General features: G+C 63.0%; 20 protein-coding genes. 7 read left to right on the top strand and 13 right to left on the bottom strand.

Features of this window, described 5'->3' with window-relative positions:
- Positions 1-168 precede the first annotated feature (168 nt).
- A complete protein-coding gene (locus tag X742_RS152315; RefSeq protein WP_015318780.1) occupies positions 169-777 on the top strand; it encodes a YqgE/AlgH family protein in 609 nt (202 codons plus the stop codon).
- A gap of 497 nt (positions 778-1274) precedes the next feature.
- Positions 1275-1415, top strand: coding sequence for a hypothetical protein (locus X742_RS1000000176725; protein WP_348524177.1), 141 nt, complete (start codon positions 1275-1277; stop codon positions 1413-1415).
- A gap of 179 nt (positions 1416-1594) precedes the next feature.
- Here X742_RS1000000176725 and X742_RS152320 read toward each other — a convergent pair whose 3' ends face one another.
- Genes X742_RS152320 through thrC form a run of 4 tightly spaced genes read right to left on the bottom strand, consistent with a single transcriptional unit; the run spans position 1595 to position 7800 of the window.
- Positions 1595-4483 carry an EAL domain-containing protein gene (locus X742_RS152320; protein ID WP_023772909.1) on the bottom strand — a complete coding sequence of 963 codons (2889 nt, stop codon included), beginning with the start codon at positions 4481-4483 and terminating at the stop codon, positions 1595-1597.
- Positions 4484-4486: 3 nt separating this feature from the next.
- Complete coding sequence (locus tag X742_RS152325; RefSeq protein WP_023772908.1) at positions 4487-5083, bottom strand: GNAT family protein; 597 nt, start codon at positions 5081-5083, stop codon at positions 4487-4489.
- Positions 5084-5095: 12 nt separating this feature from the next.
- Positions 5096-6388, bottom strand: coding sequence for a pitrilysin family protein (locus tag X742_RS152330; RefSeq protein WP_023772907.1), 1293 nt, complete (start codon positions 6386-6388; stop codon positions 5096-5098).
- 14 nt (positions 6389-6402) lie between these two features.
- Positions 6403-7800 (bottom strand): threonine synthase, encoded by a 1398-nt coding sequence (gene thrC / locus X742_RS152335; RefSeq protein ID WP_023772906.1) that lies wholly within the window; start codon positions 7798-7800, stop codon positions 6403-6405.
- 129 nt (positions 7801-7929) lie between these two features.
- Between thrC and X742_RS152340 the strand changes: the two genes are divergently transcribed.
- Positions 7930-8661: a hypothetical protein gene (locus X742_RS152340; RefSeq protein ID WP_023772905.1), complete on the top strand. Its 732-nt coding sequence runs from the start codon at positions 7930-7932 to the stop codon at positions 8659-8661.
- A 42-nt stretch (positions 8662-8703) separates the two neighbouring features.
- On the opposite strand, the gene X742_RS152345 is transcribed toward X742_RS152340, so the two are convergent.
- Positions 8704-9393: an HAD family phosphatase gene (locus X742_RS152345; protein ID WP_023772904.1), complete on the bottom strand. Its 690-nt coding sequence runs from the start codon at positions 9391-9393 to the stop codon at positions 8704-8706.
- 179 nt (positions 9394-9572) lie between these two features.
- Between X742_RS152345 and X742_RS152350 the strand changes: the two genes are divergently transcribed.
- Positions 9573-10706 (top strand): site-specific DNA-methyltransferase, encoded by a 1134-nt coding sequence (locus X742_RS152350; protein WP_023772903.1) that lies wholly within the window; start codon positions 9573-9575, stop codon positions 10704-10706.
- A gap of 64 nt (positions 10707-10770) precedes the next feature.
- Here the strand turns inward: X742_RS152350 and X742_RS152355 are convergent, their stop codons facing one another.
- Positions 10771-11382, bottom strand: coding sequence for an HAD family phosphatase (locus X742_RS152355; RefSeq protein ID WP_023772902.1), 612 nt, complete (start codon positions 11380-11382; stop codon positions 10771-10773).
- On the bottom strand, positions 11375-12529 hold the full coding sequence (mutY, locus tag X742_RS152360) for an A/G-specific adenine glycosylase (RefSeq protein ID WP_051407648.1): 1155 nt from the start codon (positions 12527-12529) through the stop codon (positions 11375-11377). Before mutY ends, X742_RS152355 begins: the two co-directional genes overlap by 8 nt.
- 37 nt (positions 12530-12566) lie before the next feature.
- On the opposite strand from mutY, the gene X742_RS152365 reads away from it, so the two are divergent.
- The 3 genes from X742_RS152365 to smc all read left to right on the top strand — a co-directional run bounded on the left by X742_RS152365 (position 12567) and on the right by smc (position 17548).
- Positions 12567-12956 (top strand): DciA family protein, encoded by a 390-nt coding sequence (locus tag X742_RS152365; protein ID WP_023772900.1) that lies wholly within the window; start codon positions 12567-12569, stop codon positions 12954-12956.
- 266 nt (positions 12957-13222) lie between these two features.
- Positions 13223-13966 (top strand): DsbA family protein, encoded by a 744-nt coding sequence (locus tag X742_RS152370; protein WP_023772899.1) that lies wholly within the window; start codon positions 13223-13225, stop codon positions 13964-13966.
- 123 nt (positions 13967-14089) lie between these two features.
- On the top strand, positions 14090-17548 hold the full coding sequence (gene smc / locus X742_RS152375) for a chromosome segregation protein SMC (protein ID WP_023772898.1): 3459 nt from the start codon (positions 14090-14092) through the stop codon (positions 17546-17548).
- Between the two features lie 205 nt (positions 17549-17753).
- Here the strand turns inward: smc and X742_RS152380 are convergent, their stop codons facing one another.
- From X742_RS152380 to X742_RS1000000176545, 6 genes are all read right to left on the bottom strand, one after another.
- Positions 17754-18122, bottom strand: coding sequence for a VanZ family protein (locus X742_RS152380; protein WP_023772897.1), 369 nt, complete (start codon positions 18120-18122; stop codon positions 17754-17756).
- 236 nt (positions 18123-18358) lie between these two features.
- On the bottom strand, positions 18359-19114 hold the full coding sequence (locus X742_RS152385) for a GGDEF domain-containing protein (protein WP_023772896.1): 756 nt from the start codon (positions 19112-19114) through the stop codon (positions 18359-18361).
- Between the two features lie 145 nt (positions 19115-19259).
- Complete coding sequence (locus X742_RS152390) at positions 19260-19922, bottom strand: thermonuclease family protein (RefSeq protein ID WP_084569546.1); 663 nt, start codon at positions 19920-19922, stop codon at positions 19260-19262.
- A gap of 121 nt (positions 19923-20043) precedes the next feature.
- On the bottom strand, positions 20044-21246 hold the full coding sequence (locus tag X742_RS152395; protein ID WP_023772894.1) for an ABC transporter substrate-binding protein: 1203 nt from the start codon (positions 21244-21246) through the stop codon (positions 20044-20046).
- Between the two features lie 30 nt (positions 21247-21276).
- A complete protein-coding gene (locus X742_RS152400; protein WP_023772893.1) occupies positions 21277-21645 on the bottom strand; it encodes a hypothetical protein in 369 nt (122 codons plus the stop codon).
- A 72-nt stretch (positions 21646-21717) separates the two neighbouring features.
- Positions 21718-23577: a DUF5801 repeats-in-toxin domain-containing protein gene (locus X742_RS1000000176545; protein WP_023772892.1), complete on the bottom strand. Its 1860-nt coding sequence runs from the start codon at positions 23575-23577 to the stop codon at positions 21718-21720.
- Between the last annotated feature and the right edge of the window lie 2345 nt (positions 23578-25922).

The raw sequence follows: 25922 nt of genomic DNA, 5'->3' as shown, positions 1-25922 counted from the left end.
GTGATTTGATCGTCCCTTCGTGGCCGCGCAATGATTTCATGGCCGTGCTGATATCATATTTGCGTGACCTTTGCGGGCAAGCCAAGGCCGGACCCGCAATATGAGCTTTGGTCGAATCCGCTACGGCGCATCTTTTCGGCGCCGGGGAAACGCGTTACCTTCCCTGGCATGGATTTGTTGCGCCACAAAAAGACAGCCGCCGGCCGCGGCTTTCTCGACGATCAGTTCCTGATTGCCATGCCTGGTATGAAGGACGACCGTTTCACGCGCTCGGTCATCTACATCTGCGCCCATAGCGATGAAGGCGCGATGGGCCTGATCATCAACCAGACGCAGCAGATGCTGTTCCCGGACCTTCTGGTACAACTTGGCATCATGAACGAGCAGGAGGCGATCCGCCTGCCGGCACAGGCGCGCGATTTCGTCGTGCGCAATGGCGGGCCTGTCGACCGCAGCCGGGGCTTCGTCCTGCATTCGGGCGACTACCGTGTGGATTCCTCGCTCACCGTTTCCGACGACATCTGCCTCACCGCGACCGTCGACATACTGCGGGCGATATCGTCAGGGCGTGGGCCGCGGCGCGCGCTCATGGCGCTCGGTTATTCCGGCTGGGGCGCCGGTCAGTTGGAAACCGAGATCGCCGAGAATGGCTGGCTGACCTGCCCGGCGACGCCGGAATTGCTGTTCGACGCCGACATCGAACGCAAATACGACCGGATTCTCGCCTCGATCGGCATCGATCTCGCTCATCTCAGCCTCGCCGCCGGACATGCTTGAGCCTCGTCTTTGCCGGCCAGGACTCCTTCGCTAGGTTAGGCGCAGCCGGAACGCTGCGGCGTTAGCGCAATCTCATCCCATGGCGGTGCGCGAGAACTGTTCAGGCTTGGAATTGCGCAAACAGGCGAAACCGCCTGTCCGCTTGTTATCCGCTATGCCGGCTCATGGCCGTACGCTTTGTCCTCATGCATCACGCGGCCGACGCCCGGCCAGCCAAGGTGCGCTCCAGCGATCCATGTTCCAGCCTCGGCCGCGTCGCGGAAAATCTTCCGGCGTGTCGCACGTGCGATCCGTTGATCGAGGGATCTCAAGGATCACCAGTGCATAGCCCTGCGTCTTCCAGGCGGTCCATCTCGGTGGGAGTTCGAGCGTGCGAGAAAGTCGGTCACGATCAACGCCAGCGGCTCGCTCATAATCGACGATACTCACCTGGTGATTGAGGCGGCGCTGGCCGCGTTGGTCTCGGTCTCGCCTATGATGAGCAAGTCGCGGAGTATATCGCGGAGCGACGGCTTGTCCGTGTCCTGGAGGAATGGACGCCGTCAATCCCAGGCTTTTTCCTGTATTATCCCAGTCGTCGGCTTCAGCCAGCGGCGCTGTCAGCATTGGTCAATGCGCTGCGACTCTCGCAACAATAGTCCGTGCGCGACGCGTTAGGTGTCGAGACCCTCCGTCGCTTGCGTGGAAGCGGCCGGCGGCACGACGCGATGGGCATCTACGGCATGTCGCGGCCAATAGGATTGGCCCGACCTGCTGCAACCTTCTGGTTTACACATGTCGTTGGTCCGGAACCGAGGACACGTCCGGGCGACATGCATTAGGCCTGCGTGAGCGGATACTGCTCCTTCAGCGTCTTCAGCACCTGGTCGCCCGGCATCGGCGCGCCGAACATGAAGCTCTGGACATATTCGCATCCCATCTGGCGCAGCTCCAGCGCATCGCGCTCGTCTGATATGCCCTCGGCGACTACCGAAAGGCCGAGCTCATGCGCCATGTTGACCATGGATTTGAGCAGCACCGTGCGTTTTGGCGTGCTGTCGTCGACGAAGCTCTTGTCGATCTTGATGGTATCGAACGGGAACCGCGTCAGATAGGCGAGCGATGAATAGCCGGTGCCGAAATCGTCCAGCGACAGGCCGATGCCGAGCTGCTTGAGCTTGGTCAGCACATGGGCCGTCTGCTCGGGATTGTCCATGACCAGCGACTCGGTCAGTTCGAGCCGGAAGCAGCGGGGCTTCAGATTGGCGCGCGCGATCACGGAACGCACGTCGCTGACCAGGTCGCGGCGGATGAGCTGGCGGCTTGACAGGTTGACCGACACCGACAGCGGCGCGTCGCCGATCTGCTTTTGCCATCCTGCCAGATCCTCGGCCGCCTGCTGCATGGCAAACAGCCCAAGCTGCACGATCAGCCCGCAGCTTTCCGCGACCGGGATGAAATCGGCCGGCGGGATCATGCCGCGGCGCGGATGGTCCCAGCGCAGCAGGGCCTCGAAGCCGGCGACGCTGCCATCCTCGAGCCGCACGATCGGCTGGTAGGCCAGGGTGAATTCGCGCCGCTCAATGGCGCGCCGCAGATCGGATTCGAACTGCAGGCGATCGGTGCCGACGGTGCGGAACGCCGGGCGGAACGGCTCGATCCTGTCGCCGCCGAAGCGCTTGGCCTGGTGCATGGCGAGCTCGGCGTCCTTGACCATGTCCTCGGCCGAGGTTTGCGCGGAGGTCCAGGTAATCAGGCCGATCGAGGCGGTCAGCACGATTTCGCGCTTGGCAAAGGTGATCGGATTGTTGATCGCATGCTTGATCGCATCGGCCACCCCGGCGATGCGGGCAGGGTCCTGCTCGGACAGCAGCATCAGGGCAAACTGGTCGCCGGCGAAGCGCGACAGCGAATCCTTCGGCTTCAACAGCCGATGCAGGCGGCGCGCTATAGTGAGCAGGATGGTGTCGCCGGCTGAAATGCCGAGCCCGTCATTGACCTGCTTGAAGCGGTCGATATCGATGACGAAGACGGTCGGCCGCACCTTCTCTTCGGTGCGAGCGATCGAAATGATCGCCTCCAGCCGGTTCATGAACAATTCGCGGTTCGGCAGGCCGGTCAGATTGTCGTGCACGGCGTCGTGCAGCAGCCGTTCCTCGGATTTCTTCTGTTCGGTGACATCGACCATGGTGCCAACGCAGCGGATCACCTCGCCGTCCGAACCGATGACGGGTCGCGCGCGCAGGGCAAACCAGTGATAGTGCCCGTCGGCGCCGCGCAGGCGGAAATTCTGTGCTACCCGGCCACGACGGTGTTCGAGAACCACGTCGAGCGTCGTGCGGAATGTGTCGCGGTCGTCGGCATGCAACACCGGCAGCCAGTTGCGCGCGGCACCGCCCAGGCTGTTGGGGGCGAGGCCGAGCTGGATGCTGACGTCGGGTTTGGTCACAACGCGGTCGCGCAGCACGTCCCAGTCCCACACCGTATCGCCCGATCCCGCGACGGCCAGCGCCTGCCGCTCGAGGTCGGAGAACAGCCCCTGATGCAGCGCACCGCCAGCAAAGGCGTGCTGCATGACGGTGAAGCCGATCAACAGGATGATCAGGATCAAGCCGCCGCCAAGTGCCGGCTGGGCGATGTCGTTGTCGAGCATGCCGGTGATCGCCATCCACGATCCGCATAGCCATAACAGCACCATGACCCAGCTGGGCACCAGCATGATCGCTCGGTCATAACCACGAATACCGAGGAAGATGATCAAGCCCAGCCCGGTCAGTGCGGTCGCGGCGAACGAGATGCGGGCGATGCCGGCGGCGACCGCCGGATCGACGATGGCGACACCGGCGATCAAGAGCAGCCCCAGAATCCAGACCAGGGCGCCATAGCTGAAATGGCCGTGCCATCGGTTGAGGTTGAGATAGGCAAACAGGAACACCACGAAAGTCGCCGCCAGCGCCACCTCGGTGCCGGCTCTCCACATCTGCTCGTTGCCGGGCGAGATCTCGATGACCTTGTTGAGGAAGCCGAAATCGACACAGATATAGGCAAGCACCGCCCAGGCGAGGGCCGCCGTCGCCGGGAACATCGACGTCCCCTTGACCACGAACAGGATGGTCAGGAACAGCGCCAAAAGGCCGGCGATACCGATGACGATGCCGCGAAACAGCGTGTAGGAATTGACCGAATCCTTGTAGGATTCAGGATCCCAGAGGTAGACCTGCGGCAGCTTCGGCGAGGCGAGTTCGGCAATGAAGGTGATCACCGTGCCGGGGTTCAGCGTCACCCGGAACACGTCGGCGTCGGGGCTGGTCTGGCGGTCGAGCGCGAAGCCTTCGCTGGGCGTGATGGCGGCGATGCGCGTAGAACCCAGATCCGGCCAGAAGATGCCGGAATTGACCAGCCGGAAGTGCGGCGCCACGATCAGCCGATCGAGTTGCTGGTCGGTGGTGTTGGCGAGCGCGAAGACAGCCCAGTCGCCGGTCGAGCGGGCATCGTTGGCTTCGACCTCGATCCGCCGCACGATGCCGTCCGGCCCGGGCGCGGTCGACACCTGGAAGTTCTCACCCTGGTTGCGGTAGATTTCGACGGCGCGCGAAAGATCGAGCGCGACATCGTCGCGGGCGATCTTGATGGGTTCCACGGCAAAGGCCGACGAAGCCGCGCACAGCGTCAGCATCGTCGCCAGCAGAAAGGCGAACAGCGGCCCGTTTCGCAGGGAATTCGTCAAAAATCAGTCCTTCGTTCCAGCGCCCGGCGGATCGTCGGCGATCCGGGCGTAGAGGTAGTGGTCCTGCCAGATGCCGTTGATCCTGAGATAGGATCGCAGAAGTCCTTCGCGCCGGAATCCGGCTTTTTCAAGCACGCGGATCGACCTGATATTGTCGGGAATACAGGCGGCTTCGATCCGGTGCAACCTCAGTGTATCGAAGGCGAAGCGGGCCACCACCTTGACCGCGTCTGTCATCAGGCCGCGGCCGCCGAAGCGCTCGCCGATCCAGTAGCCGACATGGCCGCTTTGCGAGACGCCGTGGCGTATGTTGCCGAGCGTGATGCCGCCCGCGAGCTTGCCGCTCGATTTCTCGAAGATGAAGAAGGCGATCGCGCTTCCCTGTGCGTAGTCCTCGCGATAGCGGCTGACGCGCAGGCGCCATGCCGTGCGGTCGAGTTCGTCGGGGGTCCAGCGCGGCTCCCACGGTTCCAGGAACGCCCGGCTTTCGCCGCGCACCGCCGACCACTCGCGGTAGTCATTGGTGAGCGGCACGCGCAGCGTGACGAGGTTGCCCTTCAGTGCCGGCAGGTCACGGCGAAAGAAAGGGAGCGCGAACACGGCGCTTGGGACTTAGACGGCGAGCCTGCGGGCCGTGGTCTGCGTGCCCGGAAGCGAATCGAGGATCGCCTCATATGGTGCCAGCGTACCCACGGGCCCGACAGCGGTAAGCGTCGGCTTGGTCGAGAACATCCGCGACGACAGGTCGGTCAGGCGCTCGATCGTCAGCGCCGCCAGGCGCTCCATCAGCTCTTCCTTCGCGATCGGCCTGCCGAAAAGGAGTAGCTGCCGCGCGATCTGCGAGGCGCGGCTGGCCGGGCTCTCGGCCGACATGATCAGCCCGGCGCGATATTGTGCGCGCGCGCGGTCGAGTTCTTCCTGCAGGATGCTCTCGCCGGCCTTCTGCAACTCGTCGATGATGACAGGCACCAGCTTGGCGATATCGCTTTGGCCCGTCGCGGCATGAACGCCGAATATGCCCGTATCGGAAAAGCCCCAGTGGAAGGCATAAACCGAGTAGCAGAGGCCGCGTTTTTCGCGGACCTCCTGGAACAGACGCGATGACATGCCGCCGCCGAGGATCATAGACAGCACCTGCGAGGCGTAGAAATCGCGCACATGGTAGGCGCGGCCCTCGAAGCCCAGCACGATCTGCGCATCCATCAGGTCGCGGTCCTCGCGGAAGTCGCCGCCGACATATTGCGCGTATTGTGGAATGGTGCTGTCGGCCTTGCTGCGGAAACCGCCGAGCCGGTTTTCGACCTCGCGCACGAACTTGTCGTGCTTGATGTCGCCTGCGGCCACGATCACCATCCGTTCGGCGCCATACTGGCGTTCGATGAAATCGTGCAACTGCTTGGAGGTGAAGGATTTTACCGTTTCGGGCGTACCCAGGATCGAGCGGCCGATGGTCTGGTGGCGAAAGGCCGTCTCGGTGAAACGGTCGAAGACGATGTCGTCGGGCGTGTCGTGCGCGGCGCCGATCTCCTGCAAGATGACGTGCTGCTCGCGCTCAAGTTCCTGCGGGTCGAATTCGGACTCCTGCAGGATGTCGGACAGGATATCGACGGCCAGCGGCATATCGTCGGAGAGCACCCTGGCGTAGTAGGATGTGGTCTCGACGCTGGTGGCCGCATTGATCTCGCCGCCGACGTCCTCGATTTCCGAGGCGATCTCGAAGGCGCTTCGCCGCTTCGTCCCCTTGAACGCCATGTGCTCGAGCAGATGGGCCATGCCGTGCTCGTCTTCGCGTTCATTGCGGGCACCCGATTTGACCCAGGCACCCAAGGCAACCGATTCGATACTTGGAAGGGTTTCGGTGGCGACTGTCAGGCCGTTCGACAGACGGCTTACCTCAACACCCATATGGCTCGTACTCCCTAACGCGCCGCCCGCGCGCGGCGACTGACGTAATCTTCCACCATTTTGAGGTCGGATGGAAGTACCGTGTATTTTTCCTCGAATGTCATCAATCCCCCTAACCATGCGGGCAGGGCGGGCGAGACACCGCTGGCGGCTTCCACGGCGGCCGGGAATTTCGCCGGATGGGCGGTGCCGAGCACCACCATCGGCACGGCGCCGGCAGCCCTGGCCGTCGCCACATGCATGGCTGCCGCCGTATGTGGATCGAGCAGGTAGTTGCTGTTTGCCAGCGTCGAGCGGATGGTGGCGGCGACCTCGTCCGTATCGGCGCGGCCGGCGTCGAATTCGGTTCGCATACCGGCGATTTCCGCGGCTTCGATGGTGAAGGCGCCCGATTGTTTGAGGCCGGCCATGTAGCGCCGCACCGTTGCGGCGTCGCGGTTTGACGCCTCGAAAAGCAGGCGTTCGAAGTTCGACGAAACCTGGATGTCCATCGACGGCGAGGTGGTCGCAAAGACCCCTTTGGTCCGGTATTCGCCGGTCGCGAAGGTGCGTGCCAATATGTCGTTATCGTTGGTGGCGATGACCAGCCGGTCGATCGGCAGGCCCATCTTCTTGGCGGCGTAGCCGGCGAAGATATCGCCGAAATTGCCGGTCGGCACGGTGAAGGACACCGGCCTGTCCGGTGCGCCGAGCGACAATGCCGAGGAGAAATAATAGACGATCTGGGCCATGATGCGCGCCCAGTTGATCGAATTGACCCCCGATAGCGACACCTGGTCGCGGAAGCCGTGATCGTTGAACATGTCCTTCAGCAGGCCCTGACAGTCGTCGAAATTGCCTTCGATCGCCAGCGCATGGACATTTTCAGCCTTCGACGTCGTCATCTGCCGCTGCTGCACCGGCGAGACGCGGCCATGCGGAAAAAGGATGAAGATGTCGGTGCGGCTGCGCCCGGCAAAGGCGTCTATGGCCGCGCCACCGGTATCGCCCGAGGTGGCGCCGACGATGGTGGCGTGCTGGTCGCGTTCGGCAAGCACATGGTCCATCAGCCGGGCAAGCAACTGCATCGCCACGTCCTTGAACGCCAATGTCGGTCCGTGAAAGAGTTCGAGGACAAAAGTGTTGGCACCGGTCTGCACCAGCGGGCAGACGGCCTCATGGCGGAAGGTGGCATAGGCTTCGCGGACCAGGCGCTCGAAGACCGGCGCGGCGATCTCGCCGCCGAGGAACGGCGTCAGCACGCGCATTGCGAGGTCTGGATACGCTAGGCCGCGCATGGCTCGAATCTCGGATGGAGAGAAATGCGGCCATTCGCGCGGTACATAGAGCCCGCCATCGCGCGCCAGGCCGGCCAGGACGGCGTCGGAAAATCCAAGCGCGGGCGCTTCGCCGCGGGTACTCACATAATGCATGTCACAGATCCGTTTGCCGCCTGTTTTTCCGTTCACCACAAGGTGGTTAATTTCTGCACCGGCTCTAGTCGCATTTTTGCCGCGCGGTTGATATACGTCACCAGCTTTGCGAGAGGGAAGTGCGGTTTCATGGCGTTTCGTATATCAAGTGGTCGCTTTTTGGCGGGTCTTGCGCTCACGGGCTTTATGCTTGCCGCCGCGGGCTGCCAATCAGGCGACAATGGCATCCTGAACCTCGGTTTCGGCAAGAAGGATCCGACGGCGCCACCGCCGCCCCAGGACCCCAAGGTGTTGGCCAGCCAGCTGAACGCCTATTGCCCAAGGGTGACGGTGCGCGACGGCACGGCCTTCTTCAATACCTATGTCAACGAGGTCAAGAAGCCCAAGCCGAAGCTTAAGAAGACCGGCGATGCCGCTGCGGATGCCGCGGCTCAGGCCGCCGCCGAAGCTGCTGCTGCTACGCCGCCCGACGATTCGGCGATGATCATTTATCAGGCGTCGATCAGCGACGTGACCCGCGATTGCAGCCGTGCCGACGGACAACTGACGATGAAGATCGCGGTGGCCGGCAAGATCGTCCCAGGACCGAAGTTCACGCCCGGCACCATCACCATGCCGATCCGCACCGCGGTCATGCACGGCACCGACGTGCTTTATTCGCAGATCCACCAGTATCAGGTTCAGGTAACCGATCCCTCGGTCGCGACCCAGTTTGTCTTCACCGATACCAACGTCGTCGTCCCGGCGCCGACGGCGGCCGACTACCAGGCCTATGCCGGTTACGACGAAACCGCGCCGAAGGCCACGACCGACAAGCCGAGGAAGAAGACCCACAGGAAGAAGACGGTCGCGACGAACTAGGCGGCTGTCGACCTAGCGTGCGTCCGGTCGGACGCATGCATCTCAGGCATCCGCCGACCACTCCGATAGAGCGGCAATGACGCTCTTCAGTTCCGCCCAGCGGCGGATCACCGTCTCGGCGCCGGCCTCTGTCAAGGCATCGGCATGGCCGGGATAGCTGTGGCTGGCGCCCGTAAAACCGATCACGCGCATGCCGGCGGCCTTGGCGCCGGTGACGCCGTGCACGGAATCCTCGATGACGAAGGTGTTCGCTGGGTTGGCGTCGAGCTTTTCGGCGGCATGTAGGAACACGTCTGGAGACGGCTTGGTCTTTCCGGTCGGCGTTTCCATCGCCGAGAAGATGCGGCCGGCGAAGAACGGCAACAGATGCACTTTCTCTAGCATGAACTCGATCCGCTCCGAACGTGAGTTGGAGCAGATGCAGCGTTGCGACGTGACCGAGGCGACCGCTTCGCGAACGCCTTCGATGGCGCGCACGTCGCTGCGCAGTTTGCGGTCGACCAGTTCCTCGGCGCGATCGATCAGCGACACCTGGAACGGGATTTTGGACTTCTCCTCGATTCGTATCAGTATGTCCTTGAAGGTCAGGCCGGCATAGGTCTCGGCAATCTCCTCCGCCGAGATTTCGTATCCGGCCAGGGTTATCAGTTCCGCTTCGACCCGCGCGGCGATGATTTCGGAATCGACGAGCACGCCGTCGCAATCGAAGATGACAAGGTCTGGCTGGGGCATGGTGATCCGGACGAGGGAGGGTGGAGGAATGGCCGCTCAGGGCCCAAGCGGCGCGGCATACACCAATGGACACGGCTTCGCAAACTCCTCCACGGCATCGATAAAGCTTCACCGAATATTTACGCTGATCGGTAACCATAACGGGCAGTAAACAGTAACGCGTGCCTTGGGTGTACAAAATGTCAGCCGTGCGTCTTCTCGACGAGCTCTCCCACGCTCCCCAGCAATCCGAATGGCTGGACACGATCCTGAAAGGCGACTGCGTCGCGGCGCTCGACCGCCTGCCGGAAAAGTCGATCGACACTATCTTCGCCGATCCGCCCTACAATCTGCAGCTCGACGGCGACCTGCACCGTCCCGACCAGTCCAAGGTCGATGCGGTCGACGACGACTGGGACCAGTTCGAGAGCTTCGAAGCCTATGACGCCTTCACCCGCGCCTGGCTGCTGGCGGCACGCCGCGTGCTGAAGCCCCACGGCACCATCTGGGTCATTGGCTCCTATCACAACATCTTCCGCGTCGGCGCCAAGATGCAGGATCTCGGCTTCTGGATTCTCAACGACGTGGTCTGGCGCAAGACCAATCCGATGCCGAATTTTCGTGGCCGCCGCTTCCAGAACGCGCATGAGACGATGATCTGGGCTTCGCGTGACCAGAAGGGCAAGGGCTATACCTTCAACTACGAAGCGCTGAAGGCGTCGAACGATGACATCCAGATGCGCTCCGACTGGCTGTTCCCGATCTGCACCGGCGGCGAGCGCCTGAAGAACGAGAATGGCGACAAGCTGCATCCGACCCAAAAGCCCGAGGCGCTGCTTGCCCGCATCATGATGGCCTCGACCAAGCCGGGGGACGTCGTGCTCGACCCGTTCTTCGGCTCCGGCACGACAGGCGCGGTTGCCAAGCGCCTCGGTCGTCACTTCGTCGGCATCGAGCGCGAGCAGGCCTATATCGACGCCGCCAATGAGCGCATCGATGCCGTGCGGCCACTCGACGAAGCGGATCTCACCGTGCTTACCGGCAAGCGCGCCGAGCCGCGCGTCGCCTTCGTCAGCCTGATCGACACCGGGCTGATGACGCCCGGCGCCACGCTCTATGACGCCAAGAAGCGCTGGGCCGCCAGGGTTCGCGCCGATGGGACCGTCGCGATCGGCGACAGCGCCGGCTCGATCCACAAGATCGGCGCCGAGGTGCAGGGATTGGACGCCTGCAACGGATGGACCTTCTGGCATTATGAGCGCAGCGGCGGGCTTACCCCCATCGACGAACTGCGCCGCATCGCCCGGCTCGGCATGGAACGGGCAGGTGGCTGAGCCCTGCAACCTGCCTCATATTTTTTGATTCAAAGTCTCAACGGGTCGCCGCAAGCGATGGAGATCACGCCCTGATCCCCAATCGCTCAAGGTCTGCTTTAAGCGTGCTGGCATCGGTGAACAGCACCGCTTGCCAGCCCGCGGCCTTGGCGCCGTCGACATTTTTCTGGCTGTCGTCGATGAACAGCGTCGCCGACGGGTCGAGGCCGAACGCGGCCACGTGGTGATCGTAGATGCCACGATCCGGTTTGATCTTGCCGATCTCGCCCGAGATGGTGACGCCGCGCGGACGGCCGAGAAAATCGAAACGTTCGCGCGCTTCGGCCAGCGTGTCGGAAGCAAAGTTGGTCAGCATCGTCACATCGTGGCCGCTGTCGATCAGGCCGAGCATGATGGCGACACTGTCGTCATAGGCATGCGGAACCATCTCGTGCCAGTGGCGGCGGAAATTGCGGATGTTTTCGGCGTGCTCGGGGTGCGCAGCGATCAACAGCGCTTCGGCCTCTTCCCACGTCCGGCCGCGATCCTGCTCTATGTTCCAGTCATGCGTGCAGATATTGTCGAAGAACCACTTTCTCTCTTCGTCGTCGGGAATGAGGCGGCTGAACGGAATGTTCGGATCGTAATGGATCAGCACCTTGCCGATGTCGAACACGATGTGGCGGATTTCAGTCATGGGGCCTCTTCGCACTCAATGGCGACGGTTTTTTCGTCGCGCCGGGTATCGCAGCCTCGATTGCCTTTTTCATGACGGTGGGCAGCGCCTCGCCTGAAATCTCATGGGCGGGCGACCAGAAATGTCCTGCCGGGGCATCACCTTCGATGTGAGCGCGAAAGACTTCGAGTTCGAGCGTGAAATGGGTGAACACATGCGCGACTGTCCCGGCGCGCCGCCAGTCCCCGGGAAAGGGCGCTGCCGCCTCTGTGGTCGCTCCGTCCACCCGAGCTGTCCAGGCGGTGGTCGGCACTTCCGTCATGCCGCCGAGCAGCCCTTTCTCAGGCCGCTTGCGCAAAAGAATGGCACCGTCGTCACCCATGGCAACGAAAGCAGCGCCGCGCCGCAACGGCTTTTCGGCCTTTGGCGGCCGCACAGGGAAATTCTCGGGATCTCCTGAAACAACGGCGCTGCAGTCCTCGCGCAACGGGCACAGCATGCAGCGCGGCCGGCGCGGCGTGCAGATCGTGGCGCCGAGATCCATCATGGCCTGGGCGAAGTCGCCGGGCCTTGTCGCCGGCACCATGCGCTCGACATGAACCCGTATCTCGGCCTTGGCTTCGCTGAGCGGCGTCGTGATCGAAAACAGCCGTGAGATTACGCGTTCGACATTGCCGTCGACAACGGCGGCGTGGCGGTCGAAGGCGATGGCCGTTATTGCCGCCGATGTATAGGCGCCGATCCCCGGCAATTCTCGAAGTCCGGTTTCGGTGTCTGGAAACCGGCCGCCGCGCGCCGCCACCAGATCGGCGCAGGCCTTGAGGTTGCGGGCGCGGGAGTAGTAGCCGAGCCCCGCCCAGGCTTTCATTACATCCTCCGTCGGCGCCGCGGCCAGCGCTTCGACATCGGGCCATTTCTCGATAAAGGCGAGGAAATACGATTTCACCGCCTCGACGGTGGTCTGCTGCAGCATCACCTCGGACAACCAGATACGGTAGGGGTCGGGCCGCACACCGCGCGCATGCTCGCGCGGTGTCACGCGCCACGGCAAATCGCGATGATGCGAGTCATACCAGGCGAGCAGGCGCAACGCCGTATCATTCGAGATGGCCTTGCTGGTCTGGGCCTTGCTGGTATGGGCCTTGCGGGTCTGGTCTGCTGGTGCCATTGATCTTTGCGTTGGCCTGGCCGGTATCTGCTGGGTCGTGCTGGAGAACGCACATGGCAGGGAAAAGGCGCTTCGGAGATCGGAAGAGCACACGTNGTGGCCGCGCCGCCTGCACGAGGATGATCCGTTCGAGCCGGCCGTACTGGTCATCGCCTGCGAAGGCATGGCCGCGCTTCATCTGCAGCACGAGACCGGCGAGATCATCAACCGAGTGAACGCCTTCCTGGGTTTCAGGGCGATAGGTCGCATCAGGATCGTGCAGAAGCCGATAAGCTCGGGAAGAGCCCGGCCCAAACCCACCCTCAGGGCGTTGAGCGCGGCCGAAAAGGCGAAATTGTCCGATACTGTCGGGCTGATAGAGGATGACGGGCTGCGCGCCTCGTTGGAACGGCTGGGCGCGACCATTCTGGGCGCAAGGAAAGCCTAGACGGCTGCAATGACACTGGGGACGATCCCGGGGCCGTCTGGCCACGGGCGAAGTGGAATGGTTACAGTCGCCCCGGTCGGCCCAAATGGAGACAACCCTTGGTTCTAACTGGAAACGGTCATAGGTTTGTCGTTAATCTCGCGCATTCGTGATCGCCCTTGTCAGGTTTCGCGATTGGATTGGGGACAGGTATGCCTTAATTCGCGCCAACTCTCGCCTTTTCGTGCCTTTGCATTGCAAAATCCAACCTTAATCAGGTGATTCGTATGAGCCGTCCCCCGTTTGGCCAAAGCTTCTCTCGCAGAAACGTCCTGACGTCGCTGGCCGCGATCCCGGCGGTGGCCCTGCTCGCCGCCTGCAGTGATTCCGGCGAAGAGGCGAAGGCTGCGGACGTCAAACCCGCGAACCCCGCAACGCCCGCAAAGCCGGCCACGCCCGCCGCGGTCCAGGTGCCGGAAGCGCAGGGCAACGTCGACATGACCGAACTGATGAAGCCGGGCGCGCTGCCCGACAAGCAGCTCGGCAAGGATGATGCCAAGGTCACCATCGTCGAATACGCCTCGATGACCTGCCCACACTGCGCGCATTTCGCCGAGACCACCTTTCCGGATTTGAAGACCAAGTACATCGATACCGGCAAGGCGCGCTACATCCTGCGCGAATTCCCATTCGATCCGAGCGCCGAAGCCGGTTTCATGCTGGCGCGTTGCGCCAAGGATAACTATTTCCCGATGGTCGACGTGCTGTTCAGGCAGCAGGCAAACTGGGTCGGCGTGTCGAACACCAAGGAAGCGCTGCTGCAAATTTCCAAGCTTGCCGGTTTTACACAGGAGTCCTTCGAGGCCTGCTTGACGGACCAGAAACTTCTGGACGATGTGAGATCGGTCCAGAAGCGTGGCGCCAATGAATTCAAGGTCGACTCGACGCCGACCTTCTTCATCAACGGTAAGACCTACAAAGGGGCGATGTCGATTGAGGAAATGTCGGCCATCATCGACCCTCTGCTCTGACATCGGCTCAGTGCTGAAGCGGCAGCGCTCCGGCGCTGCTTGCCTCTTTATCCGTTCGCACGCTCCACGCCCTGTCGCAAAACCTCGGTACACTCTTGCCGAACCGGTGTATGAGGCGCGCGAATGAAGTTTTCGCGCCTCCGCCTCCTTGGTTTCAAGTCCTTCGTCGAACCCGGCGAGTTCGTCATCGAACGCGGCCTGACCGGCATTGTCGGGCCGAACGGCTGCGGCAAGTCGAACCTGGTCGAGGCGCTACGCTGGGTGATGGGCGAAAGCTCCTACAAGAACATGCGCGCGTCCGGCATGGACGACGTCATCTTTTCCGGCTCGGGAACCCGTCCCGCCCGCAACACCGCCGAAGTCACGCTTTTCCTTGACAACAGCGACCGCTCGGCTCCATCCGCCTTCAACGATGCCGACGAACTGCAGGTGTCGCGCCGCATCGAGCGCGAGGCGGGCTCGCTCTACCGCATCAACGGCAAGGAAGCGCGCGCCAAGGACGTGCAGCTTCTGTTCGCCGACCAGTCGACCGGCGCGCGCTCGCCCTCGATGGTCGGGCAAGGCCGTATCGGCGAGCTGATCCAGGCCAAGCCGCAGGCCCGTCGCGCCTTGCTCGAAGAAGCCGCCGGTATTTCCGGCCTGCACACCCGTCGCCACGAGGCGGAACTGCGGCTTAAGGCGGCCGAGCAGAACCTCGAACGGCTGGACGATGTCGTAGGCGAGCTGGAAAGCCAGATCGAAAGCCTCAAGCGCCAGGCGCGCCAGGCGTCGCGCTTCAAGAACCTGTCGGCCGACATCCGCAAGGCGGAAGCAACGCTCTTGCACCTGCGCTGGACGCTGGCCAAGACACAGGAAGGCGAGGCGCGTTCGGCGCTGGCTACGGCCACGGCGCTCGTCGGCGAGCGCGCCGCCACGCAGATGAACGCGGCCAAGGAGCAAGGCATCTCCGCCCATCGCTTGCCTGACCTGCGCGACGCGGAAGCCGCGGCTGCCGCGGCTTTCCAGCGCCTGTCGATCGCCAGGTCGCAGATCGAGGAAGAAGCTGGCCGTATCCGCAACCGGCAGGCCGAACTCGAACGCCGGCTGCAGCAGCTCGACGGCGACATTGCCCGCGAAGAACGGATGGTGCGCGACAATGCCGACGTTCTCGAGCGCCTGCGTGCGGAAGAGGCCGCGCTGAATTCCGAAAACGCCGGCGCCGCCGAGCGCGAGGCCACCACCCGCGCGGTGTTCGAACAGGCCGCCTCGACGCTTGCTCAAAGCGAGGCCAAACTTGCCGCGCTGACCGCCGAGCGCGCCGAGGCCGCCGCCTCGCGCCACCAGATCGAACGGACTTTGCGCGAAACCGCGGAGCGGCGTGACCGGTTCTCCCGCCAACTCGGTGACGTCGACCGCGAATTATCGGACATCCTCTCCAAGGTCGCCGGCTTACCGGATCCGGCCGAGAAGCAGGTTCTGGTCGAGCAGGCGATGGCGTTGCTGGAGGAGTCCGAGGCAGCGGTGGAGCAGGCTGAACAGTCGGTCACCGACGGCCGTGGCGCTGAAAGCGCTGCCCGCCCGCCGCTTCAGGACGCCAAGGCCGAGCTGGCGCGGATCGAGACCGAAGCGCGCACGCTGGCCAAGATCCTGAACGCGGCCAGTGGCGACCTCTTCCCTTCGGTGCTGGAGCAGATCAGCGTCGAGCGTGGCTTCGAGACGGCGCTGGGGGCCGCCCTTGGTGAAGACCTTGACGTGCCGCTCGACCGCAGCGCACCGGCGCATTGGGGCGAAAGCGAAATCCAGCCCGACGATGCCGCGCTTCCGGAAGGGATCAAGAGCCTTGCCAGCGTGGTTAGCGCGCCGGCGCAACTAGCCCGACGTCTTGCGCAGATTGGCATCGTCGAGGCCACTGACGGTCGCCGGTTGCAGGGGCTTCTGGCTCCAGGCCAGCGCCTGGTCAGCCGCCAGGGTGCGCTGTGGCGCTGGGACGGACTGACCGCCAGCGCCGATGCACCGACCGCCGCGGCACAAAGGCTGGCACAGAAGAACCGGCTTGCCGAACTCGATGCCGAAGCGGTGCAGGCGACGCTTGTGCTGCGCCAGGCCGAGGAAGCGCTAGCGCAAGCCGAGCAGGCGCTCCGCCAGGCAAGCGAAGCCGAACGCAATACGCGCCAGGCGGGACGTGAGGCCCAGCACCGGCTGGACGCCGCTCGCAATGTGCTGGCCGACGCCGAAAGGGCCGGCGGTGAACTATCGAGTCGGCGTGCCGCGCTGGACGAGGCGCGCGCCCGCATCGTCGACAGCCATGAGGAGACGTCAGCGGCTTTCGTCGAGGCTAAGATGCTGCTGCAGGACGCGCCCGATCTCGGCGACCTGCAATTCCAGCTCGAACAGTCCTCGGCCAATGTCTCGCGCGATCGCGCCGCGCTTGCCGATGCGCGCGCCGTCCATGAGGGCTTGCGGCGAGAAGCCGAGGCACGCACACGCCGGCTTGATGCCATAGGTGCCGAACGCAGCAACTGGCTGGTGCGCGCCGAAAACGCCTCGACGCAGATCGCATCGCTCACCGAACGTAAGGCAGAGGCCGAGGCCGAGCGCGAACGGCTGGCCGATGCGCCTGACGAGATCGACGCCAAGCGGCGTGCGCTGCTGTCGCAGCTCACCGAGGCCGAAACCTTGCGCAAGGCGGCAGCGGACCGGTTGCAGGAGGCGGAGAACAGGCAGGCCGAACTGGACAAGGCGGCCACATCAGCCATCCAGTCGCTGGCCGAAGCGCGCGAAACCCGCGCCCGCGCCGAGGAACGGCTGACGGCGGCCGACGAACGCCGGCTGGAGATCGAGGCGCGCATCCAGGAAACGTTGAACACGCCGCCGCATCTGGTCATCCGCCACACCGGCCTGGAAGCCGACGATCCGATGCCCGAAATGCCCGAGATCGAGCGCCAGTTGGATCGGCTGAAGGTCGAGCGCGAGCGGCTCGGCGCCGTCAATCTGCGCGCCGAGGAAGAGCAGAGGGAGCTTTCCGAGCGCCTGGAGGCGATCGTTTCCGAGCGCGAGGACATTATCGAAGCGATCCGCAAGCTCAGGCAAGCGATCCAGAGCCTCAATCGTGAGGGCCGCGTACGGCTGCTGGCCGCCTTCGATGTCGTCAACGGCCACTTTCAGCGACTGTTCTCGCATCTGTTCGGTGGCGGCACGGCGGAATTGCAGCTGATCGAATCCGAGGATCCGCTGGAGGCGGGCCTGGAGATTCTTGCCCGACCGCCCGGCAAGAAGCCGCAGACCATGACGCTGCTGTCGGGCGGAGAGCAGGCGCTGACGGCGATGTCGCTGATCTTCGCCGTCTTCCTGACCAACCCGGCACCGATCTGCGTGCTCGACGAAGTCGATGCGCCGCTCGATGATCACAATGTCGAGCGCTTCTGCAACCTCATGGACGAGATGGCCAAGACCACCGAGACGCGTTTCGTCATCATCACCCACAATCCCATCACCATGGCCCGCATGGACCGGCTGTTCGGCGTAACCATGGCCGAGCAGGGCGTCAGCCAGCTTGTCTCTGTCGATTTGCAGGCGGCAGAGGCGATGCGCGAGGCGAGTTGACGCGTCCGACCGCTATCGCGAGTTGAAGCTTCCGGCCGTCATCGGCGGACCGCTTAGTTTTCTGATCGCGTCTGTGGGAATGGTGTTTGGCCGAGGCCCAGACGAAATAGAGCAGACTCATCTTCAGCACAGGCACGCGACGATCCCGCTCGCCATCATGCAGTTCGCGCTAGACCTTCACCTTCAGCGCCAACTTGTTGATTTGCTAATACATGCGTCGCGTAATCCAGTTCGCGCAGATTGCCGCCAGCAGTCCGCAAGCCACGCCGACGCAGTCGGCGATCCAGTCGAACACGTCGAAATCACGCTCTATCAGCGACGTGCCCTGGAGGATTTCGATCGCGGCTCCAACCAGGGCGAGGAAGATGATCAGCCTCGTCTTGCGGCCGGGCCAGCCCAGACTTCCCAGAAATGCCAGGATCGCGAAGGCGCTCGCGTGGTTGGCCTTGTCGTAGTGGAAGCCGATGTCGATGCCGAATTCGTCGAGGCGAGATATCGGCAGCAACGCGAGCACCAAGACCGCAATGAGCGTGGCGATAAAGGCAATGCGCTCGGCGGCCGAGTAAAATTTCATTCTGCTCCAACAGTATTCCGTCGATACACAGCCATCGAGGTCGGGTCCGGAGATATTGGTCAGGTGCCAATGTCTGGTGTCAGTGGCAGGCTGGCGTCCACGGCCACGATTGCATAAGCCGGCTTTGAAAAGCAACGAGCCCGTCTCGCGATCACGAAGGATCCCAAGGCGTGCCCGCCCGTTTGCCGGGCAGGGCACGCCCTTTCCGCCAATTGGGATGGAATGGTGCGGGGTCGTCACATTGAAGCGCGTTGGATACGCGACAGTCCAAAACCGCCTTTGCCCGACAAGCTCTCTTCGGCCGGCCGGAACATATCCTCGAAGTCCAGGTCCTGCTCGAAAACCACGCCCCCGACGGACACGGCCAGAACCTCCTCGGCTCCCTGAGGGGCGAAATAAACCTGCGAGACAGTGGCACGGATACGCTCGCCCACCGTCCTGGCGTCGGCCTCATCCGTTCCGGGAAGGAACACACCGAACATGGAGGCGCCTATGCGGCCGACGACGTCTTGCGAGCGCACGCAAGACCGGATGGTTGAAGCGATCAGACGCAAGGCCTCGTCGCCCCAGTTCAGGCCGAAGCGCAAGTTGATGGCGTTCAGGTGTTCAGGATGAATGACCAGGAAGGCGCCCGATCTCTCGCCTTGTGGGGAAGACCTGATCGCCCGTCTCTCGATCAGCGACGTGAAGACCCTCCCATTCAGGCAACCGGTCAGCGTGTCGAAGGTCGCGGCCCGGTTGAGTTCCCGCCGATAGCGACGGATCTCGGCCAGTTTCAGGCCTATGAACACAAACAGCGGCAGGCAGATCACCACAGGCAAAAGCGTTGCGGTGATCATGCCGCGCCCGAAAGGCGTCAGCGTCTCGCTGAACAACAGCAGATAGTTCAGGATCAGGGACACGCACAGGCTGCCGACGGTTCCAAGAATTGCCAGCCAGGCAATGGTCTTCCATTCGTGATGGGCCGGGACATCAGCTGCTGCATTGCTCATCGTCGATCTCCGTTCGAGCGCCAAGCATAAGACCGGCAAGTTACGATTTCGGTTTCGAAGAACAATACAATTTGACACGTCGGGTAGATAGCCAAGGTTCTGAACGGAGGATGCGGCCCCCTTGCGGCGAATCCGGTGCTGTCGCCTATGGTGGGCCGAAGATTCCCATCTCCGCCGCCCTCGCTGTTGCTTCGGCCTTGCCATAGATGCCGTTCGGCAAGGCCAACGCCCAGCCATTCGATACCAGCCAGGCGCCGACATCCTGTTTGCCCAGCTTGCATGTCGCCGCGACAGGGAAGCGGTCGACCACCGGAGGCACGAAACAGTTCAGCGCTCGCCCGCGCATCCAGTTGCTGAAAGCCGCGTAGGCCCGCTGTCCGCAAGGCCACGCGCTCTCGTGAAACAGGCAGACCCTGTCGGTCTGGACGCCCCGGGTTCCGCTGATGAACAGTTTCCGCCCCATGGAGTCGAAACCAGCCGACGACGTAGCCACTGGATGGTACAGCAGTGTTTCCCGCCAGTCCCTGGGCATCGATGACTTGGGGCGCGTTGCGAGGCCGAGATCGCCAAGCGGCAAACGAGGTTCCACCCGCTCCATCTCAGATCCCTCGATCTGCGGAGGTGCGATGAGATCCTCGGCAATCTTGCGGGCTGAGTTGACGATCGTTCGAGCCGGACGTCGCGCGACGTCATCGCCGACATCAGGGGCTGGGTCGGTGAGGCTTCGGTCGACGGGGAACAGGGTCGCTGCCTTGACCAGCAGCAGGATGCCGACGAGAAGTTCGAGGCCAGCGAGCCCGATCGTCATGCGGACGCGCCCCCGATGACCCATCGGGCCGCCCGCGCCCAATGCGCTAGAAGCTGGACGTCGATNGGAGTTCAGACGTGTGCTCTTCCGATCTCCCATCGGGCCGCCCGCGCCCAATGCGCTAGAAGCTGGACGTCGATTTGGCAACCAGTTTGAGCGCACCTTTTTCAATCCGGTAAAACGGCATCGAGCGTTCGCTGGATCCATCCGCGCGGAACCTGAACAAGCCGGTCGATCCGCGAAAGCCATTCGGGTTCTCGAAGACCTGCCTGTTGAAACCGTTGGGTCCGGCAGCGCTTGCGATGCCCGCGGTCAGCGCGACCATATCATAGGCATAAGCGACATTGACGTCGGCCTGGTAGTTGAAGCTTGCCTTGAAACGTTCCGAAATGGGGCCTGATTCATGTTGGTCGATCGTCGCGATATAGGCGCCTTCGAAAAGCGGACTGGTCGGGTGCTCCAGCCAGCGGTTCGTGCCAACCACGGAGGTTGATTTTCCAGGAATGCCCTTTGCCTTCAGGGCGATCAGGATTGGCGATGGATTGCTGTCGCCACTGGCGACGATCACGGTGTCGGGGGCGTCCACGAGCGAGCCCATGTCCGCAACCGCCTTTGCCGCGCTGTCGGCGCTGGTATAGGGGATGGTGATCGCAAGTGCGGCGCCGTACACGCTGAGGCTGTTGGCGACCCGTTTTTCGACGATATCGGCACCCGCGCCCGCCGGCACCAGCAGGACGAATTTCTTGCCGCCCTCGGCCGCGATTGCGCCGGCGCCTGCCGCGGCGCTGTCCGCCTCGCCAAGGCACACCGCATAGACGCCGGGGCCGCCGGCAAAATTGTCCGCGAGAGCCAGAACCACCGGCCGGTTTGAGCCCGACAGTTTCGCGACATGCTGCGCCGCCGGCAGTTCGGTCGGACCGATGACCACTTTCGCTCCCGAAGTTATGGCCTTTACCGCCAGTTGCTGGGAGTAAGCCGCGTCTCCCCTTGTGTCCTCGACGGTAAGCGTCAGCAGCGGGTTGCCGAGGTCCGTCATGGCGAGCTTGGCGGCGTCGAGCATCTTTCTGCCGTTTTCGCCAGCGGATCCGGAAGCGGACAGCGGCAGCAGCATGGCGACTTTCGTGGGTCCCGTGCCGAGGGACTGCGTCGCCTGGCTTGCGTTTGCCACGGCAACGACAGCAGCCGGCTGGTCGGCGACCTGGATGGCAGCGGGGTCGAGCGCGTCCGACACCGAGCCTTTGGATTGGCAGCCGAGCAACGATAGCGCCAGTGCGGAAGCGACCACCCATGTCCGCAGGCGGCGAACCTGTCGGTCAGATTCCATTTTTCTGCCTGCGCGCTTTCGCTCCTGCGGTCAGTTCATGTACTCGACCATACGGTCGTGAAAACACTCGCACTTGTTGAGCGTGTCTTCGTCCTTGTAGTTCGTCTTCAGGTAGCCGTAAGCCATGCCACAGGCGACCTTGGCTTCCGATGCCCAGACGAAGACCGGCCGGGATGAATGGATCCATTCCGGGCTGTTGGCGACGGCGACCGACTCGTCCATCAGCTTGACGACCTGTCTCGTGAGATCGACCGTGTTGTCGGTCAGCACGAGGTTGGAGGTTCCAACGGTGCGACAATAGTCGGCCACGGGTCCCTCGATGATGTCGGCGGCAAAGCCGGTCGATCCAGCCAACAGCAGCGCCGTGGCCGAAATCAGCAATCTTGAACGAATTCTCATGTAAGCCCCTCTCCAAATTACAGTTTTATGTTTCGCTAATATGTAGCACGAGAGAACGGCCACGTATAAGTGCTAAATCGTTGCCGTGTGCTGTGTGTGGGCCGTGTCGTCGTAAATCAGATTGATGGTGCCGGCGACAGGTGCGTTCTGCAAGACGGCGACGTCGACGAAATTGGCGCCGCCGGTTGTACCATTGGCGTCGACGCTGAGCGTGTGTGATGCCGAATCGTATTTCACGAAGTCCCCGATATTTGCCCCTGGTCCTGTTTCAAACAGGGATGACAGGTCGATCTTGTCGCCTTGCGCACCACTGTAGTCCGCGATCAGGTCCTTGATGTCCAACCCGTCGAGCTTGAATGTGTCGGCGCCCGTGCCGCCGGTCATGGTGTCCTGGCCGGCGCCGCCGATCAGAAGGTCGTTGCCGGCATTGCCGTTGATCGAATCGTTGCCGGCGCCGCCATAGAGCACGTTGTTGGCGCCGTCGCCGTTCAGCGTGTCGTTGAAATCCGACCCGATGATATGAGGCGCCGCCAGCGTCGAAGTATACAAGTGAGAGTCACCGGCCAGATCTGATGAGTGATTCTGGATGGTTTGTCCCGTCGGGCTCAACGTGATGCCGATGGTCCCCGCAGCTGTGTCGTTATCGCCATCGACAACACTAACCGGAAGAGCGAAGCTCACCGGACTGTTTGTCGACGCTGCTGCGCCAAAATCTCCGAGTTTGAACGTGTCACCCGACTCGTAGCCAATCTGGAGACTGTTGTACCCATTTGCCGTGTACGTAGCTATTGAGGTGTTCTGCAGGATTGATCCGACGACTGCCTCGTATTGAAGTCCAGGAGCGGCACCGTCGACGAAATGCACGGTAAATACGTGACCGCCAACCGTGACGTTCGTCGTCGTGGTGCTGATGTCGGCGAACGTCACCAGCTTGGTCTCGCCGTTGTAGCTCAATGCAACCGCGGTAACGGAATCCTGGACGCCGTCGCCAACCGTTACGTTCCCGACACCATCCGGATCGTCGAAGGCGGCGAAGCGAGCCGCGGACTGAGATGAGATACCGGTGAACTTCGCCGACGCGCCGTTCGTAGTATAATGTCCTTCGAAGAGATGGGTCGAGGGCGACGAGTAGCTGCCGTTCGGAGGGTTGCCGGTCAAGTCTACGACGAAGTCAAGGCGCATTTTCTCACCTGACCCAACCGAATTGCCGCCGCTGACACCGCCCTCATTCGCATTAGTGTTCAAAGTTCCGGAGCTGACACCGCTTTCTATCGGCGTAAGCAGCAGATCCTTGCTGTCGTCGTTGGCCGCCGTATTGAAGCCTGCCCAGGCCCCGTTGCCGCCAACGAAATCATAGCCACCTCCGTTGAAATCGACAGTGGTTATGCTGTCCACAGTTCCGTTCATATCGACGGAGTAGGAAGCGGTCGCCGGGTTGAGCGTAATGACAAACACGGATGTGGCGCCGGCCAGACCCGTGAGTGTGTGGCCGTCTGCTGAGACGTCATACACAATCGAAATGCCGTTGGAGGTCAGTCCGCTTGCCGTGCCCTCGAGCGACGTCGGGAAGATGACTGTTCCGCCATCAGCGCCGTAGTTGTTGGTAAGTATCCCGTCGATATCGAGGTCGAACGAGACAGGCGCTCCTGCTCCGTTTGCCACAACCGCGGAGGCCGGGACTATCGCCGTCGGACCGTCATCGAGGAAGGTCAGGTTCTGGCCGATGTTGAGTAGGGCCGAGGAGCTGTCGCCGTCCTTGTCGGTGATGGTTGCCGTCAGCGTCACGAGATTGTCCGCCGACAGGCTGACCGGCTCGTTCGGGTCCGTCGTCGGATGGACGACCGCCCGCACCTGGTCGAGCGTCACATTGCCCGCCGCGTCGGTGGTGACCGTGAACACGATCACACCGCCGATGCCCGCACGGCCGACCACCTGNCCGTTGCGCCGGCAGTGAAGCCCAGCGCGTAGGTGATGGTGCCGGCGCCATCGGCGCCGTAGCTGGAGGTGAAGGCACTGGCGAAGCTCGCCGTCGCATTCGTGGCCAGGATGGTCTCGTCGACCGTCAGCGAGGCGCTGGCGCCCGGCGCCGAGATCGTCGGCACATCGTCAACGATGTCAATAGTGATGGTTGAGGTCGAGCTGTTGCCGAAGCTGTCGGTCACTGTGTAGGTGAACACGTCCTTGCCGAATTCCGTCTCGGCGCCGTTGTCGGTGGCCGGCGTCGTCGTGAAGGGCGTCGTCAGCGTGTAGGTATAGTGGCCGTCTTGGTCGATCTGCAGCACGCCATAGGTGCCCTGCACGGTCACCGGGCTGCCGTCGACCGCCGATGAGGTGGCGCCGGTGACGTTGGTCACATGCGGGCTATCGGGATCGCCGAGCGTCAGCGCCCCCGTCACTGTCTCGGCCGTGCTCGACGGATTCGAGCCTGTCACCGTGCCGTGGTTGATGTCGTCGCCGGTCGTGCTGGTGTCCAGCGCCGCCTCGTTGACCGTCTGCGTTGCCGCTACCGGTTGCGGCTCGCCGCTCGCCACTGTGATCGTCAGCGTCGAGGGCGAGGTGTCGCCATCGCCGTCGGTGACCGTGTAGTTGAATACGTCGATGCCCGACACGTTCGGATTGGCATGATAGCTATAGGCGCCGTCCGTGCCGACCGTTAGCACGCCATACGTGCCCGTCACCGTGCTGCCCGCCGCACCCGCCCAGGCGATCGAGGCAATACCGTCGGCACCCGCAGTGTCCGCGCCATTGTCGCCGTTGGCTTCAGCATCCGTAATCACGTTGCCGGCCACCGTCTGGCCCGACTGCGCCGCATCCGTATCAGCGTGCGCCGTTGGCACGTCGTCGACCACGGTGATGGTCAGCGTGCCTGTAGCGGATTCGGGGTTGCTGGGGTCGGTGTCCGTCACGCCGATCGAGACAGGGATCGTGGTGTTGCTGGTGTCGCCGGTATCGTCCAGCAGCGCGTAAGTGTAGTGAATGTGTCCCGCAGTCGGAGTCGTGGCCTCGTACCACGCCGTGAGCGTCCCCGTGGAGTTGGAGATGACCGTCGTTGCGGTGGCTGCACTGGTGCCCGTAATCGTAACGCCCTGCAGGGAGACCGCCGACACTCCGTCCGGCGAGCTGATGTCAATGGCGCCCGAAACCGTTGTGGGATATGGCGCTTCGCCCGCATGCGAGCCCGCCGGCTCGCCGGGGCGTGCCGTAAGGCCCGCCTCGTAGACCGTCGTGTCGGCGTCACCGGTTGCGGGGACCGTATCGATGTGCGGGGCGGAATCGCCGATGCCGATGGTCAGAGTGGTCTGCGAGGTGTCGCCGNTGGCTTCATAGACGGTGGTGGTGGCGCCGCCGGCAGCCGGAATGGCGTCGGTCGGGGTTGAATCGCCGATGGCGATGGTCAGCGTGGTGTGCGAGGTGTCGCCGTCGCCGTCCTTGATGGTGTAGGTGAAGACGTCGTTGACGCCGCCGGGCGTGCCGGCATCGCGAACGTAGCTGTAGGTGCCGTCGGCGGCCAGCGTCAGCTTTCCGTAGGCGCCCTGAATTTCGACGCCGAGCGTGGCTGCATTGTCGACAGCGGCATTGGTGTTACCAGCCTGGACGCCAACCACTGTCGCGCCGTCGGCGCCCTTGGTGTCGGCAACACCGTCCGTGGTGTTCGCGTCGACAGCGTCCGTACCGCCGACAAGGACATTGCCCGTCGCCGGGCCAAACTGGCCTGAGGCGACGCTGTCGGTGTCGGCAACCGCCGTCGGCACGTCGTCGACGATGGCGACGGCAAAGTTGGTGCTGGCCGTATCGCCGTCGACGTCCGTGACGGTGATGCTGAAATTGTCCGGAACCGTGTCGTTGGGATTGAAACCGTCCCCCTGTAGGGGATGAGTGACCGATTCAGTCACTGTGTAATTATATTCGATAGCACCCGTGCTCGGATTGTAGGAGACGATCGTCAGGTAGCCGAAATCGCCCGGAATCTGCTGGCCGACGCCGGTAACGGTGACGCCGTTGATAACGATCGACCCGATACCATCCGGCGCGTCGACGGTGATCGTTCCTTTGCCGGAGGTTTCCGCGTTACTCGGCGCGTCGCTACCCGGCGATTGTGACGGACCACCGTTAAGACCGGTTTCGCTGGCCGCCTCGTCCGGGGCAAGCAAGGACGTGGCCACCACTGAAACCGGCCGGTCGACGACAGACGGGAAAAGTTCGCGCCGGTCCAGAAGCCCAAATTGGAGAGCCGTCGGCGGCAACAGTGCCGACAGGCCGAACCCGTCACCAATACC

This window comes from Mesorhizobium sp. LNHC229A00 (genome assembly GCF_000502415.1).
Classification (GTDB): Bacteria; Pseudomonadota; Alphaproteobacteria; order Rhizobiales; family Rhizobiaceae; genus Mesorhizobium.
Note: the sequence above shows the minus strand (reverse complement) of the source record. Positions and strands in the feature narration are given on the sequence as shown.

Bases quoted from the DNA above. Each gene is read 5' to 3' on its own strand.
- X742_RS152385 (WP_023772896.1), bottom strand. From the start codon at position 19,114: ATGAGCAATGCAGCAGCTGATGTCCCGGCCCATCACGAATGGAAGACC.
- X742_RS152400 (WP_023772893.1), bottom strand. From the start codon at position 21,645: ATGAGAATTCGTTCAAGATTGCTGATTTCGGCCACGGCGCTGCTGTTG.
- mutY (WP_051407648.1), bottom strand. From the start codon at position 12,529: ATGGCACCAGCAGACCAGACCCGCAAGGCCCATACCAGCAAGGCCCAG.
- X742_RS152340 (WP_023772905.1), top strand. From the start codon at position 7,930: ATGGCGTTTCGTATATCAAGTGGTCGCTTTTTGGCGGGTCTTGCGCTC.
- X742_RS152355 (WP_023772902.1), bottom strand. From the start codon at position 11,382: ATGACTGAAATCCGCCACATCGTGTTCGACATCGGCAAGGTGCTGATC.
- X742_RS152390 (WP_084569546.1), bottom strand. From the start codon at position 19,922: ATGACGATCGGGCTCGCTGGCCTCGAACTTCTCGTCGGCATCCTGCTG.
- smc (WP_023772898.1), top strand. From the start codon at position 14,090: ATGAAGTTTTCGCGCCTCCGCCTCCTTGGTTTCAAGTCCTTCGTCGAA.
- thrC (WP_023772906.1), bottom strand. From the start codon at position 7,800: ATGCATTATGTGAGTACCCGCGGCGAAGCGCCCGCGCTTGGATTTTCC.
- X742_RS152350 (WP_023772903.1), top strand. From the start codon at position 9,573: ATGTCAGCCGTGCGTCTTCTCGACGAGCTCTCCCACGCTCCCCAGCAA.
- X742_RS152395 (WP_023772894.1), bottom strand. From the start codon at position 21,246: ATGGAATCTGACCGACAGGTTCGCCGCCTGCGGACATGGGTGGTCGCT.
- X742_RS152370 (WP_023772899.1), top strand. From the start codon at position 13,223: ATGAGCCGTCCCCCGTTTGGCCAAAGCTTCTCTCGCAGAAACGTCCTG.
- X742_RS152315 (WP_015318780.1), top strand. From the start codon at position 169: ATGGATTTGTTGCGCCACAAAAAGACAGCCGCCGGCCGCGGCTTTCTC.
- X742_RS152330 (WP_023772907.1), bottom strand. From the start codon at position 6,388: ATGGGTGTTGAGGTAAGCCGTCTGTCGAACGGCCTGACAGTCGCCACC.
- X742_RS152345 (WP_023772904.1), bottom strand. From the start codon at position 9,393: ATGCCCCAGCCAGACCTTGTCATCTTCGATTGCGACGGCGTGCTCGTC.
- X742_RS152380 (WP_023772897.1), bottom strand. From the start codon at position 18,122: ATGAAATTTTACTCGGCCGCCGAGCGCATTGCCTTTATCGCCACGCTC.